This window comes from Imperialibacter sp., from assembly GCF_040222385.1.
Lineage (GTDB): Bacteria > Bacteroidota > Bacteroidia > Cytophagales > Cyclobacteriaceae > Imperialibacter.
This window is the reverse complement of sequence record NZ_JAVKDF010000022.1, coordinates 172,307-189,539: the sequence shown is the minus strand read 5'-3', so window position 1 is coordinate 189,539 and position 17,233 is coordinate 172,307. Positions and strand designations below refer to the sequence as shown.

General features: G+C 47.0%; 14 protein-coding genes. 6 read left to right on the top strand and 8 right to left on the bottom strand.

Annotated features, from left to right (window positions below):
- Nucleotides 1-36 precede the first annotated feature (36 nt).
- The gene (locus RIG68_RS08510) at nucleotides 37-501 is read right to left on the bottom strand and encodes a pyrophosphohydrolase domain-containing protein (protein WP_151996710.1); all 465 of its coding nucleotides are present in this window, start codon (nucleotides 499-501) and stop codon (nucleotides 37-39) included.
- Nucleotides 502-569: 68 nt separating this feature from the next.
- On the opposite strand from RIG68_RS08510, the gene RIG68_RS08505 reads away from it, so the two are divergent.
- Together RIG68_RS08505 and RIG68_RS08500 are read left to right on the top strand one after the other, a co-directional pair.
- Nucleotides 570-1,307: a pseudouridine synthase gene (locus RIG68_RS08505; RefSeq protein ID WP_350121089.1), complete on the top strand. Its 738-nt coding sequence runs from the start codon at nucleotides 570-572 to the stop codon at nucleotides 1,305-1,307.
- 174 nt (nucleotides 1,308-1,481) lie between these two features.
- Nucleotides 1,482-1,619: a hypothetical protein gene (locus RIG68_RS08500; RefSeq protein WP_350071638.1), complete on the top strand. Its 138-nt coding sequence runs from the start codon at nucleotides 1,482-1,484 to the stop codon at nucleotides 1,617-1,619.
- Nucleotides 1,620-1,735: 116 nt separating this feature from the next.
- Here the strand turns inward: RIG68_RS08500 and RIG68_RS08495 are convergent, their stop codons facing one another.
- The 3 genes from RIG68_RS08495 to RIG68_RS08485 form a co-directional block, all read right to left on the bottom strand.
- Nucleotides 1,736-2,881 (bottom strand): lactonase family protein, encoded by a 1,146-nt coding sequence (locus RIG68_RS08495; protein ID WP_350121086.1) that lies wholly within the window; start codon nucleotides 2,879-2,881, stop codon nucleotides 1,736-1,738.
- Between the two features lie 84 nt (nucleotides 2,882-2,965).
- Nucleotides 2,966-4,117, bottom strand: a complete 1,152-nt coding sequence (gene corA / locus RIG68_RS08490; RefSeq protein WP_350121083.1) for a magnesium/cobalt transporter CorA — start codon at nucleotides 4,115-4,117, stop codon at nucleotides 2,966-2,968.
- Nucleotides 4,118-4,221: 104 nt separating this feature from the next.
- On the bottom strand, nucleotides 4,222-4,683 hold the full coding sequence (locus RIG68_RS08485; RefSeq protein ID WP_350121080.1) for a hypothetical protein: 462 nt from the start codon (nucleotides 4,681-4,683) through the stop codon (nucleotides 4,222-4,224).
- Nucleotides 4,684-4,773: 90 nt separating this feature from the next.
- Between RIG68_RS08485 and RIG68_RS08480 the strand changes: the two genes are divergently transcribed.
- Nucleotides 4,774-5,196, top strand: a complete 423-nt coding sequence (locus RIG68_RS08480) for a winged helix-turn-helix domain-containing protein (protein ID WP_350121077.1) — start codon at nucleotides 4,774-4,776, stop codon at nucleotides 5,194-5,196.
- 88 nt (nucleotides 5,197-5,284) lie between these two features.
- Here RIG68_RS08480 and RIG68_RS08475 read toward each other — a convergent pair whose 3' ends face one another.
- Nucleotides 5,285-5,476, bottom strand: coding sequence for a cold-shock protein (locus RIG68_RS08475; protein ID WP_151996716.1), 192 nt, complete (start codon nucleotides 5,474-5,476; stop codon nucleotides 5,285-5,287).
- A gap of 430 nt (nucleotides 5,477-5,906) precedes the next feature.
- Here RIG68_RS08475 and RIG68_RS08470 point away from each other — a divergent pair, with 430 nt between their 5' ends.
- Nucleotides 5,907-6,782 (top strand): cupin-like domain-containing protein, encoded by an 876-nt coding sequence (locus tag RIG68_RS08470; RefSeq protein ID WP_350071629.1) that lies wholly within the window; start codon nucleotides 5,907-5,909, stop codon nucleotides 6,780-6,782.
- 103 nt (nucleotides 6,783-6,885) lie between these two features.
- Here the strand turns inward: RIG68_RS08470 and RIG68_RS08465 are convergent, their stop codons facing one another.
- Genes RIG68_RS08465 through RIG68_RS08455 form a run of 3 tightly spaced genes read right to left on the bottom strand, consistent with a single transcriptional unit; the run spans nucleotide 6,886 to nucleotide 14,237 of the window.
- A complete protein-coding gene (locus RIG68_RS08465; protein ID WP_350121073.1) occupies nucleotides 6,886-9,300 on the bottom strand; it encodes an FtsX-like permease family protein in 2,415 nt (804 codons plus the stop codon).
- 23 nt (nucleotides 9,301-9,323) lie between these two features.
- Nucleotides 9,324-11,762, bottom strand: coding sequence for an ABC transporter permease (locus RIG68_RS08460; protein ID WP_350121071.1), 2,439 nt, complete (start codon nucleotides 11,760-11,762; stop codon nucleotides 9,324-9,326).
- 30 nt (nucleotides 11,763-11,792) lie between these two features.
- The gene (locus RIG68_RS08455) at nucleotides 11,793-14,237 is read right to left on the bottom strand and encodes an FtsX-like permease family protein (RefSeq protein WP_350121068.1); all 2,445 of its coding nucleotides are present in this window, start codon (nucleotides 14,235-14,237) and stop codon (nucleotides 11,793-11,795) included.
- Nucleotides 14,238-14,502: 265 nt separating this feature from the next.
- Here RIG68_RS08455 and RIG68_RS08450 point away from each other — a divergent pair, with 265 nt between their 5' ends.
- Complete coding sequence (locus RIG68_RS08450; protein WP_350121065.1) at nucleotides 14,503-15,876, top strand: sigma-54-dependent transcriptional regulator; 1,374 nt, start codon at nucleotides 14,503-14,505, stop codon at nucleotides 15,874-15,876.
- On the top strand, nucleotides 15,863-17,224 hold the full coding sequence (locus RIG68_RS08445) for a sensor histidine kinase (protein ID WP_350121062.1): 1,362 nt from the start codon (nucleotides 15,863-15,865) through the stop codon (nucleotides 17,222-17,224). Before RIG68_RS08450 ends, RIG68_RS08445 begins: the two co-directional genes overlap by 14 nt.
- Nucleotides 17,225-17,233: the final 9 nt, after the last annotated feature.

Sequence of the window (17,233 nt, the reverse complement as noted above, 5' to 3'; positions counted from 1 at the left end):
AAAACGCACCTAATCCTTTGACCCGCCAACATAAAATTAGCTGAGAATAAATTTAAGGTCGGCCGGAGAGTATTTCACAGACTTCAGGGTCTTTCTGTCCCCGGTTCTGAACACGAGGTACAGTCCGTCCGCTTCCTCATAGTGGCATTCAACACCTTGTGCCTTGTAGTGGTTGACTGTGGCTTCAGCTTCTTCAATTGTCTTGCAGGTTTTGCTCATATTGGAGCGCTGCACCTCGTCAAAAAGCTCTTTGAATTGCCCACCCAAGCCAAATTCAAGCACAGCACCACTGAGCACATACTGTAGGTCGCACAAAGCGTCAGCTATTTCCACGATGTCCTTTGCCTGAATAGCCTCTTCCAGTTCTTTTAGTTCCTCAGCCAGAAGGTTCACTCTGAGGGCACATCGGTCGGCAGAAGGCACAGTAGCCTCCGGCAGTATCGGGTGGCCAAAAGTTCGGTGGAATTTTGCTACATCATTAAGAGAATCAGGCGATTGCATAAAGTGGGGTTTTAGTCTGCATAAATAATCGGATTCTAAAATCCGCCGTTTTACTTTTACAGTCAACCATGAGTGAAGAAAAACTTATCCACAGCGAGCCCGAACGGTTCGAAAAACTTAGCATCATTTATCAGGATGAGCATTTGGTGGCCATCAACAAGCCCAATCGGCTGCTCGTTCACAAAACCAGAATTGCAGAGGAAAAGCATTTTTTTGCGAATAGACTGCTGGCCGACCAAATAGGCTGCGAGGTATATCCGGTGCATCGAATCGACAGGGCCACGTCGGGAGTATTGCTTTTCGCCTATTCTCCTCAGGGAGTAGCCATGACCCAATCGCTCTTTATGAAAGGCGAAGTAATGAAGGAATACCTGGCAGTGGTTCGGGGCTTTGTAGCAGAAACAGGATCGACAAACGAGTCATTGGTTAAACATGAAACGGGGGTTGAGCAGACCGCTTTGACTGACTATGAAAGGCTAAACACTGTTGAAGTCGCCATTTCGGTAAACAAATACCCAACCTCAAGGTATTCCCTCGTGAGAATGCTGCCAAGAACAGGCCGCACCCACCAACTCCGACGTCACTTCAATCACATGGGGCATCCGATAGTTGGCGACACCAAGTATGGAGACCTCAGACACAACAGGATGTTCGAAAGAGAATGGGGCATCACTTCGCTCCTTCTTCATGCCCACAAACTCACTTTCATTCACCCGTTTTCAAACAAAGAGGTAAGGCTTCAAGCCCCGCTGTCGCCTGATTTTGTGAAAGCAATGGACACGTTCGCCTGGGTAAACAATTATTAAAATTTCAACCGAGGGCTTTCATCGTGATCATCAATTAACGCAACGTCAACCCACTACCTGATTTAATACAATCCTTCTATTTCTTTGAATTATTCCATTAATCATTGTTAAGCCAGTATTAATTAATTAAATTTGTTGTTAACAATTTGGTAACATTAAAAGAAAGGAGCCATCATGAAAGGATTGTATGAGCGCAGGTTCAAGTATAGTCTGGACTATTTGGTGCTAGGTAAGCCTAAGAGAAAAGAGCGAGTGATCAATTGGTTGATTTTGGGCTTGGTAGCTTTTTTGGGCATTGTGCTTTCCATTTGAAATAGTCAAAAAACAGATATACTTACCGAATGAGTTGGGCTCACAGCCCACTAAAAAGCAAAGGTCTCCATTATCGGAGACCTTTTTTATTGCCATATTTTACTTTCTTACGCTACTTAAAACTTGAGGCAAACTGGCTTGGATACAGAAAACTCCTTGCCAGTAGCAGCCAACAGGCCTGTTTCCGTGTTTCTCGTGAACACAACTATGTTGTTGGTATCCTGATTGGCTACAAGCAGAAACTTTTCGTCAGGTGATAACGTGAAATTACGGGGTGTCTTGCCTCCTACCGGTTCATTACCCAGGCTGGTCAACAGCCCGTCTTCCGCTACTGCGTACATAGCTATACTATGGTGTCCTCTGTTGGATGCATAGAGAAATTTTCCGTCTGAAGTAATGTGTATGTCGGCATCGGAGTTTCTTTCGGTGAAGTCATCCGGTATTGTGCTTTTCCTATCAATTGCCTCAAATGTGCCTTTGTCCAAATCAGCTTTCAGGGAAACCACAGAACTGGACAACTCATTAACTACGAAAGCCATCGCTTTTGTTGGATGAAATATCAGGTGTCTCGGGCCGTCTCCCGGCTGCAATTCAAAAGCAACACGGGCTTCACCGAGGGTACCATCGGCAGCGAATGGGTAGGCAAGAATTTTGTCGATGCCAAGATCCACTGCATACAGGTATCCGCCCTTGAAAATGCTGCAATGTGCATGGGGGCCCTTCTGGTTGGGCACCACGGGCCCACTACCTTCATGCTGACGAATCTGTGGAGAAGCTTGCAAAGCAAGTCCCTCACCGAGTTGGTACACAGCCAGGTTACCAGAGCTATAGTTGGCCACTGCTATCTGCCTGCCCGACGGGCTGATGTCAACATAGCAAGGGTGTGCCCCTTCGGTTGAAAGCTTACTCACCTCAACAAGTTGGTTATTTTCATGGTCCCAGCTAAAAGAACTAATGCCGCCTTCCTGGGTTTCATTCACACTGAAAACACTCTGTCTGTCTTTACTAATCGCCAGGTATGACGGGTTTGTAGTCTTCACCAACAGAAGACTGTCGCTCAATTCACCGGTTGCTGTGTTGAATTGTAGCTGGTAAATACCGTTGCTTCCACCACCTGTATACATCCCAACGAGAAGGTCGATGGTTTGTGCCTCCATTTTATCATCTTGTCCTTCAGTTTCCTGAGGCTTTTGCTGAGTGCATCCGGCCATAAAGGCGACCAAAGCGATGAGCACTCCAAATAGCTTACTTCTTAGTTCCATAATATATTAGGTTAGTAACACGAATATAGCGGTAAAAGACGAAACCCGACAGGCAATGAAATCACCTGTTTAGCAGGGTATTTTTCAAAGCCACTTTTTGCGCTTGAAATAAAGCAGCATTAGAATAAGCACTGCCCCCATCACTCCCCAAACCACAAAGTAGCCATAGCGGTACTTGAGCTCGGGCATATATTCGAAGTTCATTCCATAAATGCCCGCAATAAAAGTGAGCGGAATGAAAATGGTGGCCACCGTGGTCAGCACCTTCATCGTCTCATTCATTTTCTGGCTGAGGGATGAAAAGTAGATATTAGCAAGGCTTTCCAGGCTTTTACTGGTAGACTCTATCTCGTCCATAGCATTTTTGCAGCTATTGAGCAGGTCATGAAAATACTTCTCATTCTCATTCTCAATAAAGTTGGTGCGACCGTTGAGAATATTAGTCAGCGCTTCCTTGAAAGGCATCAGCGATTTTTTGATCAGCTGCGTGTCCTTCTTGTACTTCTCCAGCTTGAGTAGTGTGCTCTGCGTCGGATCCTTTAGCACTTCTTTTTCCAGTTCAGCCACTATCAAATTGAATGCGTCGATGGTCTCAAAATAGTTGTCCAGCACAGCGTCCAGCAACTGCACCAGTAAAAAGTCGCTTTTCCGGTGACGAACCATGCCCAACTTCTCTCTGATCTTGTACCTGATGTGGTCAAAATGATCCCCTTCCTCTTCCTGCAGCGAAATGATGTAGTTCTTCCCCAGGATAAAGCTGATCTGTTCAATGTTTAGCTCTTGTTGCTCGGTTTGCAGGATCGATTTCACACTGAAAAACAGGTACTTATCATATTCCTCTACTTTGGGCCGCTGGGTGGTATCGAGCATTTGTCGCACCATCAGGCGGTCAAAAGACATTGCCTTCGACAGGTCTTCGTAAAGCGACACCTCGTGCAGACCATGGAAATTCAACCAATAAGATTTTTTCGGATCAGGTGACTGGAGTGCTGAAAAGTCTTCTGGTTGATCCAGCTCCATGCAGTCGTCAGGGGTGTATTCAAATAGCTGAATGGCCACCTTCTCCAGCTTTTTCTTACCGATAAAAACTGTTTGGGCTTTTCCCTTTGATTCACTTTTCAGCGTCGAATACAGGTTGAAGGTAAGGTTGTCGCCTATGGTCCCAAGCGTCCGTAAACCCGCCATGAGGATTTTGTCGGGCCTGGTAATATCAAATTGCGCTTTTTCTTTTCTCATATCGCTCCATGTCGAAACATTTGAAGCTCCATGTTAGCCATTAATATAAAACTATCAAAAAGCGATGAATAGATATCTTACAGCTCACCTGTCTCTAAAAAATCCTATTGCGAAACAGTCTCACGTTTCACAAAATTGATCAACTGCCTGGCGCACCATGTGCAAACAAGAAAGGTAAGAACCCCAGTAACTTCAAACAACCAGTCGTTAGGCAGTTCATACTTCGGCGGAGGATAGTAGAGCAAAAGGGTGGCTTCAGGCACTCCAGCAAAATACACGATATTCTTAACCATATGATTGTAAAAGCCTTCGTATAAACCAATTGCGCCTACGAAGAAGAATCCTGTGGTGGCGGTGAAGAGCCAAAGAATCAGCCGTCTATTCCAAGCTTTGTAGGCAACGATAAGCGCTATCGAGAGCCCCAGCCAAAACAGACCAGATGTAGCGATATGGGTTCGCCATGGAGTGCCGTATAAAATCGCCCCATAGATGTGGTGCCCGGCTGTCGTGAAATAAACTGTCAGCACGCTCAGCATCATTGGAAATGTATCTTTGATGTTTTTCATCTCTGCCATTTTTATTGGTTTTCGGTAACCAAGAATCGTTGCTTGGAGTCAAACACCAAAGGAAATCCATCTTGAGAAAACCTTTAGATTATGAAAAGAGCCCTAATCAACCATAAGTACGTCATCGATTTTCAGAAAAACGAAATGTACAACCGGACAACCGGGGAGGTCAATCGACTTGAGCCCAGGCTGGCTAAACTGCTTGCTATTCTACTTGAAACTCCTCACAGCGTAGTTCCAAGGAGCGTTTTGGTTAACAGGCTCTGGGGTAACTACGGTTCTGGTGAAGAGCTACTTACTCAAAGTATTTCTACTTTGCGAACGCAATTCAAAGGTGAACAACTAATAAAAACAGTGCCTAAAGTTGGCTATCTGTTTGACGGCAATCTTCAGGCGAAACACCTGACGACCAAATCGTTCCTACGTCCTTTTATTACCAGCAGGTGGCTGCTAGCATTTCTTTGTGTGGTAGTGATTATAACTATCAAGGCTATCATTTGGCCTCATCACTAGGGTAAAAATAAGGCATAAAAAAAACCACCCGAAGGTGGTTTCTTATAGTGTCTTTTAATAAAAAAAGTATATCTATCGATTCCTTTTACTATCGCACTACTTCGACATTAACGGCGTTCATGCCTTTTTTGCCTTGCTCAACTTCAAAAGTCACTTCGTCGTTCTCACGAACTTCGTCAACTAGACCTGAAACGTGAACGAAGATGTCTTCACCGCCATTTGATGGCTTAATGAAACCAAAACCTTTTGAATTGTTGAAAAATTTTACTGTTCCTTCCATTGTTATTATTAATTGATTGTAATAAATGCTATGCTAGAGGCATTTTGGTAATTGTAGAAATCTGACTTTAGGGTAATTAATTAAGAAATTTGTGGGATGCAAAGTTGAGAATTAACGACCTGTGGCCAGGCATATTTTACTATTACTGATTTAAATGCTGTGCAAGGTGGCAAAAAGTGCGATTCAAAGCAAATAAATATTTATTTTTTATTGTTGTCAACCAAAATGACAGCCTGCTTTCTCCTCATTCTTTCTGGCATGAAATCTGAACAAGTGCGGGGTGACTTAATTGACTAGTCAAGGTTTTGTTTGAATTTTTTTAATTGAGTTAATAATTTAAACCAACCTTACTGTTAGTTTTGCGTCTGTAAAGGCGGTTGTTAATCGTTGATAAATATTCATTTACAGATTAAGAATTTTTATTCACGCTATGAGTGTCAAAATCCAGCAGAACATTGACGTGGTGCATAATATCACCAGAAAGGAATTCGAGCAAAATTACTATTACCCTCAAAAACCGGTAGTCCTCAAAGGGCTTGTGGATGGCTACCCGGCCAGTAAGAAATGGAATTTCCAGTTCTTTAAGGACGAAATGGGCGATATGGAGGTGGGCGTGTTCGATGGGGCACTGGAGCGAGCTGATCGTTCTTTCAAAAAGCCAGACTATTACTTGAAGTTCAGGGAGTACCTGGACGAAATAGAAAAAGGGCCAACAAAGAAGCGTTTGTTCCTTTTCAACCCCTTTAAGCAGAACAAACGCCTGTTCGAAGACTTCGAATTCCCTAAGATATGCTCCGGGTTCTTAAGGTCTTTTCCTTTCATGTTTTTTGGTGGCGATGGGTCGGTGACTCGCATTCATCAGGACATGGATATGTCATGCGTTTTCCTTACCCAGTTTACCGGAAAGAAAAGAGTAGTGCTGTTTGATCCTAAGTACTCAACTTTACTATACAGATTTCCATATAACGTGCACACTGCTGTTAACATTGAAAAACCCGACTACGACAAGTACCCGGGGTTGAAATATGTTGAAGGAAGAGAGGCTGTGCTTGAGTTTGGCGATACCATTTTTATTCCATCCGGCTGGTGGCACCACATAGAATATGTAGGTAGCGGTTTTAGTATGAGCCTTAGGTGCCTGAGCCCACGGGTGAAAGATCGGGTGCAGGGTGGCTGGAACGTGACAGTTGCTACCCACCTCGACGAATTGCTTCTTAAAATGAGAGGCGACAAATGGTTTAAGCACAAGGAAAGAGTAGCTATCAACAATGCTAACAAGGAGATTGAAAAGCTTATAGCCCAATAGCCAAGCTTCTTGGGAAGCAATATATGCTTTTGAAAAATACGAAACCCGGTCAAATAGTATCGCTGTACTACGTGACCGGGTTTTCATATTTTGATACCCGTTGTTACTCCGAACGCAGCGAGTTCACCGGATTGGAGCTGGCAGCCTGCATCGACCGGTAGCCCGTGCTGACCAGTGCCACGAGCAGGGAAACAAAAAAGGCTGATACAAATACGACGAATCCAATATCTATCTGATAGGCAAAGTCATTGAGCCAGTCGCTCATAAGCCCATAAACAAGTGGGGAGGCAATTACAAACGCAATTAGTAACAGCCCTGCAATCTCTTTCCAAAACATCAAAAGCATTTGGAGCCTACCAGCACCTAATACCTTCCTCACCCCTATTTCTTTGGTCCGCTCGTTGGCCATAAACGATATGAGACCATACAACCCGAGTGCTCCAATCAATATGGCGATGCTGGCAAAAATCATAAACAAAGTGGCCAGGTTCCGCTCAGTCTCGTACTTGGCTGCAATAGCCGCATCCAGGAACCGGTAGTCGAAAATAAAATCAGGAAAGGTCTCATTCCAGATTCCTTCTACCTCGGCAATGGTTTCGCTGGCTACCGCAGATGAACTGCCCGCAGAAAACTTTATGGCCATGGTAAAGAATTCGGGCTGATAGTAAAGCAGCACCACCTTTTCCATGCTTTCGTGCAAAGTATATGCATGAAAGTCTTTCACCACACCTACAATTTCCCTGGTGTTATCGTCATAGCCGGTCCTGATTTTGGATCCTACTGCCTCGTGCGGGGTTTGAAAACCTAGGCTGTGAATGGTCTGCTCGCTGGCGATGACTGCACTTGACGAATCGGAGCGTCGGAGGTTTCGACCAGCCAGCAGCTCGATATCAAAGAGGGCCAGGTAATTTTCGTCCACGGCCTTAAAGTTGGCGGCAAGGTCACCCCGTTGCTCCTTGGGAACAGTGGGCTCATAAAAGTTGGCACCGGAGTTTGCTGACGACAAAGGCGCCCCGATGCAAAACGAGACATTGGCCACTCCGTTGACCGATTTTATGCGCTCCCCAAGGGCGGTGATCGCCGACTGATCCGGAACCCAGGTGGTAATAATGGCCTCCTTATCGAAGCCGAGGGGCTGGTCCTGGAGAAAACTGGTTTGCTGGAGTACCACCAACGTGCCAAATACCAGCGCCTGGCTGATCATGAACTGAAAGACGACCAGCGCCTTTCGCACCGAGAAGCCACGGAGTCCCTTTCCATGCATACTTTTTCCCTTCAGTGCCGCAACAGGCCTCATGTTTGAAAGCACCAGCGAGGGATAGAGTCCGGCTGCCAATGTCACTAGCGTAACAATGATCACCAAATACCCAAGTAGTCCCGGTTCATTGACTACGCTTACCGACAACCTATAACCCAGCAGGTCTTGCAATTCCAGCAACATCACTTCGGCCAGCGCCAGAGAAAGAAAGCAGGCCAACACGGTGATAAAGAAAGTCTCCATTAGAAATTGTGTTCGCAGCTGTCCCTTATGACCACCCATGGCCTTGCGAATGCCAATCTCCCTGGCTCTTTTCGAAGCCTGGGCTGTAGACAGGTTGATGAAATTGATACAGGCAGCAATCACCAGAAAGAAGGCAATGGTAATCAGGGCAACAAGCAGTCGGTAGTCCATCACCCGGCCACCGAAATTTCCGAAGACAGGGTTAAAGTGTACATCAGACAATGACTGGAGCCCGAAACGATCACCCTTATCGTCCTCTCCATAGTACTTCTTTGCTAGCGCTGGTAGTGCGGCGGTCAGCTGGTCTTTATGCAATTCTTGGCTCAATAACACGTAGCAGTTCGTACTACTGCTGGTGGCATCCCAATCTTGTCCATCTCCGTAATCGGAGTCAAAATCGCCGAGATTATCATAGTGAACCACGAGTTGAAAGGGAAGGTCGGAGGTGGTAGGGGGTGCTTTGAATACGCCTTTAATGACAACGCTAAGCGTAGAATTGATGGTTAACCTTTTCCCTATCACTTTGTCTAAATTTCCGTCTTTGATATCGAAATACTTGATGGCCCACTCGTCGGAAATAACAGCCGAGTTCGGCTCAGCTACGGCATTCTTTAGGTTGCCTGCCAAAGCCGGAAATGTAAAGACGTCAAAAACGCCCGGAGAAGCGAATACCAGGCCGTCGCCCTCTTCCAACTTCTTGAGCTGCTTATCCCCATCCCACGAGGCGATGATGCCGCCGTACTCATAATCAATTTTGGCCACAGCGTCGATAAGAGAATAGTCTGCCGCCAGGGCATCACCCATCGGGTGAGGCACAGCAGCGTTTCCGTTGCCTGTCACCCTATAAATCTTTTCGAAATGGGCATGATGCTTATCATAACTCAGCTCATAGCCAACGATCAGGTAGATGACTACCGAACACCCAATCCCCAGGGCAAGCCCCAGCATGTTCAGCAATAAAAAGCTGGGGTGTCTTTTGAAGCTGCGAAACACGGTAACGAAGTAATTTCTGAACATAGCGGTTAGGTTTTAGTAACTAGTTATTCGGACCTCAACGAATCCACCGGATTAGAGCTGGCCGCCTTCAGCGCCCTGTAACCAGTGCTGATCAATGCGATGATCAATGTCAGGCCAAAGCCTACAGCAAGAATCAGTATGTTGAAATCCATGCGGTACACAAAGTTCTGCAGCCAGTCGTTCATCAACCAAAAGGCAACAGGACTGGAAACAAGAAAGGCGATTACCAGCAACAGCACAGTCTCCTTGCTGAAAATAAACATTATCTGAGTGACGCTGGCACCCAACACTTTTCTCACACCAATCTCTTTCACCCGCTGGTTGGCTACAAATGATATCAGGCCAAACAACCCAAGAGACCCTATAAATATGGCTATACAGGAGAAAATGGTAAACAACTTACTCAGGTTCCTCTCGGACTTGTAGCGGGCGGCGATATCCTCTTCCAGGAAGGTGTAGTCGAAAATTGATTCTGGATATACCTCCATCCAGGCTTTCCCAATCTCGTCAATCGTCGTTGCCATACTGGCCAACGTAGAAGCTGAAGCACTCAATTTGACGTCAACAGCATAGAAGCCGTAGGGATAGTAAATTAGAAATACCGGCCCCAGGGCTTGATGCATGCTTTCAACATGAAAATCCTTCACCACCCCAACAATTTCCTTTGGTCCGCCCCAGCCTGTTTTAATGGTTTTACCAACGGCCTCTTCAGGGCTTTTAATACCGGCAATTTTCAGCACCTGCTCATTCACCACCGCCCTCTTCAGAGAATCGGAGGGGCGGATATTTCTACCAGCCAAAAGCTGAAGTCCAAAAAAATTCACATAATGCTCGTCCACTACCTTAAAGTTCGCACTATAAGACTCCGTTACGCCGCCCTCCGGGTAACTGAAATCACTCCCCGAATTGTTCCTGTCGATTGGCGAGCCCATGCCAAAAGTAATGGCGTCCACACCGCTGATGCTGCTGATCTTCTGGCGAAGGTTATCGATGTCTTTCGGATCTGGGTTGCGCAAATAGGTGGTTACAATGGCTTCCGTGTCAAAACCGAGGGGCAAATCTTCCATGTACCTCACCTGCAAGAACACCACCAGCGTGCCAATGATTAAGGCCTGGCTGATGACGAACTGCACCACCACCAGCCCTCTTCTGAGGGACAAGCCGCCAGCATGTTTGCCAGATATCTTGTTTTTTATCGCCAGAATAGGGTTCATTCGGGACAGTACAAACGAAGGATACAGTCCCGCCATCAGGGAAACCAAAAAGATGACTCCACCAAGGAATAAAATGGCATCCGGGTGATTTGCCAAATCGACCGATAGGCGATAACCGAGTATGTCCTGCAATTGAATAAGGAATACCTCCGCAACAGCCAGCGCTAAAAATCCAGAAAAAAGTGTAATAAGCAGTGTTTCGGCATAAAACTGAAAAACCAGTTGCCCTTTACGACTACCCATCACCTTTCTAATACCAATCTCCTTGGAGCGTCTGACCGCCTGAGCGGTGGCAAGGTTGGTGAAATTGATACAGGCAGTAACAATAAGAAAAACAGCAATGGCTACCAGGGCCCAAAGCCGGTCGTGGTCAACGGTGCGATTAGAGTAGTTACCGTAGTCAGCATTGAAATGCACGTCGGAAAGCGGTTGCAGAGCAAATGAAGTCTTTAATGCCTCTTCTTCAGAGTGATGCTTCGCCCAAAGATTTGGCAATTGGGTGAGCAGGTTGTCCTTTTCCGTTTCGTCCCTGATTAGCACATAGCAGCTAGTAGAACTGCTCATGCTGTTCCATGTTTTTCCTTCGTTGTAATAGTCGCTCACATCACCAATATTATCGTAGTGCATCAGCAAGTGAAAAGGAAAATCGCTTGTCTTTGGTGGTGCTTGAAAAACGCCTTTGATGGTTAGATTAAGCCGGGAATTGATAGAAATAACTTTACCAATCACGCTTTCCCAATCCTCGTTTCTCACATCGAAATACTTTTTGGCCCACTCATCGGAAATAACGCCAGAGTTGATTTCCTCCACCCCTTTGGCGAGATCCCCGCTTAATGAAGGAAAGCTAAACGTTTTGAAAAAAGAAGGTGTTACAAATGCCATGTGCTCTTCTTCACTAAGCTTTTTCATTTGCTTATCACCGGCCCAGGAAACCACCACTCCGCCGTACTGATAATGAATCTTCACTACTTCGTCGATGGAGGGGTACTCATCCCTCAGCGCCTGTCCGAAAGGGTGAGGCATTTCTGCCGCATAAGAGAGTTTGTTGGGCTCCTGGAACGTGCGGGTTACCCTGTAAATCTGGTCATATTGTGCATGGTGCTTGTCAAAGCTTAGCTCATAAGCCACAATGGAATAAACAACCAGTGCGCAACCTATGCCGAGCGCCAGGCCCAGAATGTTCAGGAACATGTAACCAGGGTTTCTCCGGAAAGTGCGCAGCGTAGTAATGATATAATTTCTGATCATATCCTTGGCTTTTAAGAGATGAAAAAATGACTACTCTGACCTCAACGATTCGACTGGATTGACCCTGGCGGCGAGAAACGATCGGTAGCCAGTGCTTGCCAGTGCAATAACAAGAGATACGCTGATGGCCAATACAAAGAATACCGGACTAAAAGGCGTACTATAGGCAAAGTCGTCTAGCCAACCCCGCATCACCCAGTAGGTAAGCGGTGCTGCGACAACAAAAGCTACTCCGAGCAACACAACCACTTCTTTGCTGAAAATGAAGATGATTTCGCCCATGCTGGCACCCAACACTTTACGAACGCCAATTTCTTTGACCCTCTGGTTAGCCAGGAAGGAAATCAGGCCATAGAGTCCAAGGCCGCCGATAAAAATGGCGATGCCTGAAAAAATAAGAAACAGCTGACTAACATTCTTTTCCGTTTGGTACCTGTCGGCAATTTGCTTGTCGAGGAAGTCATAGTCGAAAATAAAGTCTGGGTAGGTTTCGCTCCACACCTTGTCAACCTCAGCTACCAGGTTGTCTATTTTTGCCACCGCATCACCTGTAGTGGAAAGCTTAACCCCCATTTCATAGAATGCACCAGGGTAGTAAATAACCATCGCAGGTCTAAGCTTGGAGTGAAGTGAGAAAATGTGAAAGTCTTTTAGCACCCCTACCACCTCTTTGTCTCCGTTGAATCCGGTTGTTAACTTTTTGCCAATTGCTTCGGCTGGATTATCGATGCCCATGATGTGCATGACCTGCTCGTTGATAACAACTGCTTTAAGAGAGTCGGATGGCCTGATGCTCCTACCTGCCAGTAGCTCCAGGCCGTAAAAATCGATGTAGTTCTCATCGGCTATTTTGAAATTAGCGCTGTACTGATCGGTAACACCCCCGTCAGGATAGCTGAAATTAGAGTTCGAGTTGCTGCCGGCCAGCGGTGCGCCCAGGGAGAAAGTGACGTCCTCAATCCCACTCACACCCAGCAGCCTGTTTCGCATGGTCTCAAGTGTTTGAGGATGTTCCTGGTCAGGGATATATACATTAATGATGGCGTCTTTCTCGAACCCCAAAGGCTGGCTTTGTATAAAACGCATCTGCATCAGCACCACGATGGTGCCTATGATAAGGGCCTGGCTGATGGCAAACTGAATGACCACCAGTGCCCGGCGCAAGGAAAGCCCCCCAGTGTGCCTGTCAGAGGTAATTTTATTTTTGATAGCCAGCACCGGATTCATTCTTGATAGTATCAGTGAAGGATAGAATCCGGCAAGCAGGGTGACAGCAAAAACCGCTGCGATAAGAAACGCCAGCATTTCTGTATTTGACAACAAGTCAATCGACAGTCTGTAACCCAGTATTTCTTCAAGTTGGATAAGGAACAACTCAGCAATAGCCAGAGAGATTAGCGCAGCTATGGCAGTGATGATAAAGGTTTCGCTGTAGAACTGAAGCAAAAGCTGCCCACGGTGGCCACCCATTACCTTACGGATGCCGATCTCTTTAGACCTTTTTACCGCCTGAGCCGTCGCAAGGTTAGTGAAATTGATGCAGGCTGTGATAATCAGAAACAAACCTACCACGCCAAGCGCCATGATCAGTCGCATGTCCATGGTGCGGTCGCCGTAGTTTTCGTACTCGCCATTGAAGTGCACGTCGGACAGCGGCTGCAAACCAAACTCCAGCTCTTCCACAGCGTCTTCATCGTAGTACTTTTTAACGAACTCAGGAAAAGACGCCAGCAGTTGTGCCTTATCGGTTTCGTTCTTAATCAGCACATAACAGTTAGTTGAGCTGCTGGTACTGTTCCACCTCGTGCCATCCTCGTAGTAAGGATTCATGTCCTTGAGGTTGTGGTAGTGAATCATGAGTTTGAACGGGAAGTCGCTGTTTTTGGGAGGTGCCTTAAATATGCCTTTAATAGTGACCGACAACTTGGAATTAATCGTCAACCTTTTGCCAATAACACTTTCGACCGTCGCATCTGTCAGGTCGAAATACTTCTTTGCCCACTCATCTGATATGACTGCCGAATTGAGCTCTTCCACTCCCCTGGCAAGGTCACCCGACACTGACTCAAAAGTGAAAACCTTAAAAAAATCAGGTATTACATACGCTATACCAACATCCTCGCTGAGCCTTCTCAGTTGCTGATCGCCTTCCCAGGAGGCCACAATGGCTCCATACTGATAATCAACTCTGGCTACTTCATCAATGAAGGAATAGTCTTCACGCAGCGCCTTGCCCAGTGGATGCGGTACTCCAGAACCATGTTCGATCTTGTCAGGCTGGTGGTCGGCACGTGTAATTCTATAGATGTGTTCAAAGTTCTCGTGGTGCTTATCATAGCTGAGTTCGTAGGTGATCACCCTGTAGATCACAAGGGAACAGCCAATGCCCAGGGCAAGGCCAAAAACGTTGAGCAGCATGTAGCTGATGTTTCTGCGGAAGCTTCTAATGGTGGTGATGAGATAGTTTCTGAACATGGCGCTAAAGTTAATAGTATGCCAGCCAGTTAAGAAAATGTTGTGCCATTAAGTTTAAGCTACTTATTACCAATTAGTTACGTATGAGGTGTGAAAATTATGTATGGGGAAGTGTTTGGTTTTGCTACAAAAAAGTGTTTGTTTTTGATACAGTTTTAACAACTTAGCGTGTAAGAACGGAGATGCCTGCTTTCGCAGGCATGACGTTGCTTCGACGACGACCTAGTAAACGAACAACTACGCATTCATTAATAGTCACCCCAATATGCCCCTTCACCCGTCCAAAATACTCATTGTTGACGACGACCGGGACGTGCTGACCACAGCCCGGATGCTACTCAAACATCATTATGAGGGTGTAAAAACCAGCGTGCATCCCAGTGAGGCCCTCGACCTGATGGAGCAGTTCAATCCGGATGTGGTGTTGCTCGATATGAACTTCCAACGGGGAGAAAACACTGGTGAGGAAGGGCTGCGGGCTTTGACGAATCTGCTGGCCAAAGATCCTTCCCTCAAGGTCATTCTGCTCACTGCCTACGGCGACATCAACCTGGCCGTGGAAGGCATGAAAGCCGGAGCCGCTGATTTCGTGGTGAAGCCCTGGTCAAATGAGAAATTGCTGGCCACGATCCAGAATGCCCTGAAGCTAAAATCAGCAGAAAAAAATGCAGAGAGGTACAAGGCGATTAGCACCGACATCACCGAGAGCAGCAAGCTCCTAGAGGAAGAACTGATTGGTACTTCGCCTGCATTCAAACAAGTGCTGGCGACCATCAAAAAGGTAGCACCTACAGACGCCAACGTACTATTACTCGGAGAGAACGGCACAGGCAAAGATGTAATGGCCCGCTACCTGCACAGCCTCAGCACCCGTAACAACCAGGTGTTTTTCAGGGTAGACACAGGTTCTTTGCACGAAAAGCTGTTTGAGAGCGAACTGTTCGGTCATGTGAAAGGAGCCTTCACTGACGCCAAAGAAGACAAGCCCGGCAAGTTTGAACTGGCCGAAGGCGGCACCCTTTTTCTGGATGAAATAGGCAACCTCTCCCCTGCTTCCCAGGCCAAAATCCTGACTGCCCTACAGCAGAAAACCATCACGAGATTGGGCTCCAACAAACCCATCCCTATCGACTTCCGGCTGATCAGCGCTACCAACCAGCCGTTGGCACAAATGGTTGCCGACGGGGAGTTTCGGCAAGACCTGCTCTTTCGCATCAATACCATTGAAATTACCCTGCCCACGCTAAGAGAAAGGTGGGATGACATCCTTCTGCTCGCCAGCCATTTCATAGGCCATTTTGCTAAGAAATACAGAAAGACTCCCCCTCAGCTGACAGACCTGGCGAGCAAGCAGTTGACCGACCATCACTGGCCCGGCAACATCCGGGAGCTGATGCACACCATGGAGCGGGCTGTGATTATGGCCGAGGGTTCGACCATAAACTACTTTGACCTGAGCTCATCCAAAACAGCTGCTACCGACTCGCCACCGGAAACGCTGAACTTGCAGGAAAACGAGCTGAAGCTGATCAACGAAGCACTAAAAAAACACCAGGGCAATGTGACCCGGGCAGCCCGTGAGTTGGGCATCGACCGGCTGGCACTTTACCGCAGAATGGAGAAGTATGGTATTAAATAGATTCCTTCTGTGGCTCACCATCCGTACATGCCTGCTACTGGCCACGCTGGTGGCAATTGCTTATTCTTTCACGCAGTTTGAGTTGATCTACACGCCTGTGGTGCTGGCAGTCGTAGCCGTCTTCCAAATAAGCGACCTGTGGCGGTTTATCCGCCGCACGAACGACAACCTAACCCGCTTTCTGCAAGCCATCGAAACCAGGGACTTCACGGTCGGTTTTCGACAGGACAGGATCGATCCTTCAGAAAAAAGGCTACACAAAGCCTTCGACCTTATTCTAAATACTATTCAGGCGTCTGAGCTCTCCCGTCAAGCACAGTACCTCTACCTGCAGGGCATTGTGGAGCATATTCCTACAGGCATTATTGCGCTGAATGATAGAGAGCATATTGACCTGATCAATCCAGAAGCGCAAAGCCTGCTCGATATCCCCAACGTGGCTAACTGGAAAAACCTGAAAACGGAAAACTCCGAGGCTATGGCCCAACTGCTGCAGCTCAGTCACGGCGAAAGTCGTCTGCTGGAGATCACCATCAGTGGCAACAAAAAATACCTGAGCGTCTCGCTATATGCCTTCAAGCTGATTGACAAAAGTATACGGCTGTTTACCATCAAGGACATTGCCAACGAGATTGACCAGAAGGAGCTGGAAGCGTGGATCAAGCTGACCAGGGTGCTCACCCACGAGATTATGAACTCGGTCACTCCTCTCCTGTCGCTCACGGAAACGATGATCATGGTGCTGAAGCAGCCCAATGGAAAAGCCAAAAAGGTGGCTGACCTGACGGACGAATCCATCAGCGACATGGTGGAATCGCTGGAAACGATACAACTGCGCAGCAAAGGGCTATTACAATTTGTGGAAGACTACCGCCGCTTTACCCGGGTGCCGGAGCTGCAACCGGAGTCGATTGAGGTAAAAAGCATGATCAGCTCCATCAATCTGCTGATGGCCTCAGAGCTGCAAAAGGCCGGCATTCAGGTGCAAATGCCCGAGCAAAGTGCGGAGCTGACCATTCAAGGTGACCGCAAGCTGCTGGAGCAGGTGTTTATCAACCTGCTGACGAACGCCATCCATGCCCTGGAAGGAAGTGATGCCCCGCTCATTACCTGGCGCTTTGAACCCAGCGACCGTTGGGTGGACATAGCGATAAAAGACAACGGCAGCGGCATCGACCCCGACAAGCTGGAGCAAATTTTTATTCCCTTCTTCTCCACCAAAAAGGAAGGCTCTGGCATAGGCCTCAGCCTCAGTCGGCAGATCATCTACCGCCACAAAGGCCGAATCCATGTGTATTCAGAAAAGGGAAAATTTACGGAGATGGTGGTGAGGTTGCCGGTGGGGTAACGAGTAATT

Bases quoted from the DNA above. Each gene is read 5' to 3' on its own strand.
- RIG68_RS08450 (WP_350121065.1), top strand. From the start codon at position 14,503: ATGCCCCTTCACCCGTCCAAAATACTCATTGTTGACGACGACCGGGAC.
- RIG68_RS08470 (WP_350071629.1), top strand. From the start codon at position 5,907: ATGAGTGTCAAAATCCAGCAGAACATTGACGTGGTGCATAATATCACC.
- RIG68_RS08495 (WP_350121086.1), bottom strand. From the start codon at position 2,881: ATGGAACTAAGAAGTAAGCTATTTGGAGTGCTCATCGCTTTGGTCGCC.
- RIG68_RS08505 (WP_350121089.1), top strand. From the start codon at position 570: ATGAGTGAAGAAAAACTTATCCACAGCGAGCCCGAACGGTTCGAAAAA.
- RIG68_RS08475 (WP_151996716.1), bottom strand. From the start codon at position 5,476: ATGGAAGGAACAGTAAAATTTTTCAACAATTCAAAAGGTTTTGGTTTC.
- RIG68_RS08465 (WP_350121073.1), bottom strand. From the start codon at position 9,300: ATGTTCAGAAATTACTTCGTTACCGTGTTTCGCAGCTTCAAAAGACAC.
- RIG68_RS08480 (WP_350121077.1), top strand. From the start codon at position 4,774: ATGAAAAGAGCCCTAATCAACCATAAGTACGTCATCGATTTTCAGAAA.
- RIG68_RS08455 (WP_350121068.1), bottom strand. From the start codon at position 14,237: ATGTTCAGAAACTATCTCATCACCACCATTAGAAGCTTCCGCAGAAAC.
- RIG68_RS08445 (WP_350121062.1), top strand. From the start codon at position 15,863: ATGGTATTAAATAGATTCCTTCTGTGGCTCACCATCCGTACATGCCTG.
- corA (WP_350121083.1), bottom strand. From the start codon at position 4,117: ATGAGAAAAGAAAAAGCGCAATTTGATATTACCAGGCCCGACAAAATC.
- RIG68_RS08510 (WP_151996710.1), bottom strand. From the start codon at position 501: ATGCAATCGCCTGATTCTCTTAATGATGTAGCAAAATTCCACCGAACT.
- RIG68_RS08485 (WP_350121080.1), bottom strand. From the start codon at position 4,683: ATGAAAAACATCAAAGATACATTTCCAATGATGCTGAGCGTGCTGACA.
- RIG68_RS08460 (WP_350121071.1), bottom strand. From the start codon at position 11,762: ATGATCAGAAATTATATCATTACTACGCTGCGCACTTTCCGGAGAAAC.
- RIG68_RS08500 (WP_350071638.1), top strand. From the start codon at position 1,482: ATGAAAGGATTGTATGAGCGCAGGTTCAAGTATAGTCTGGACTATTTG.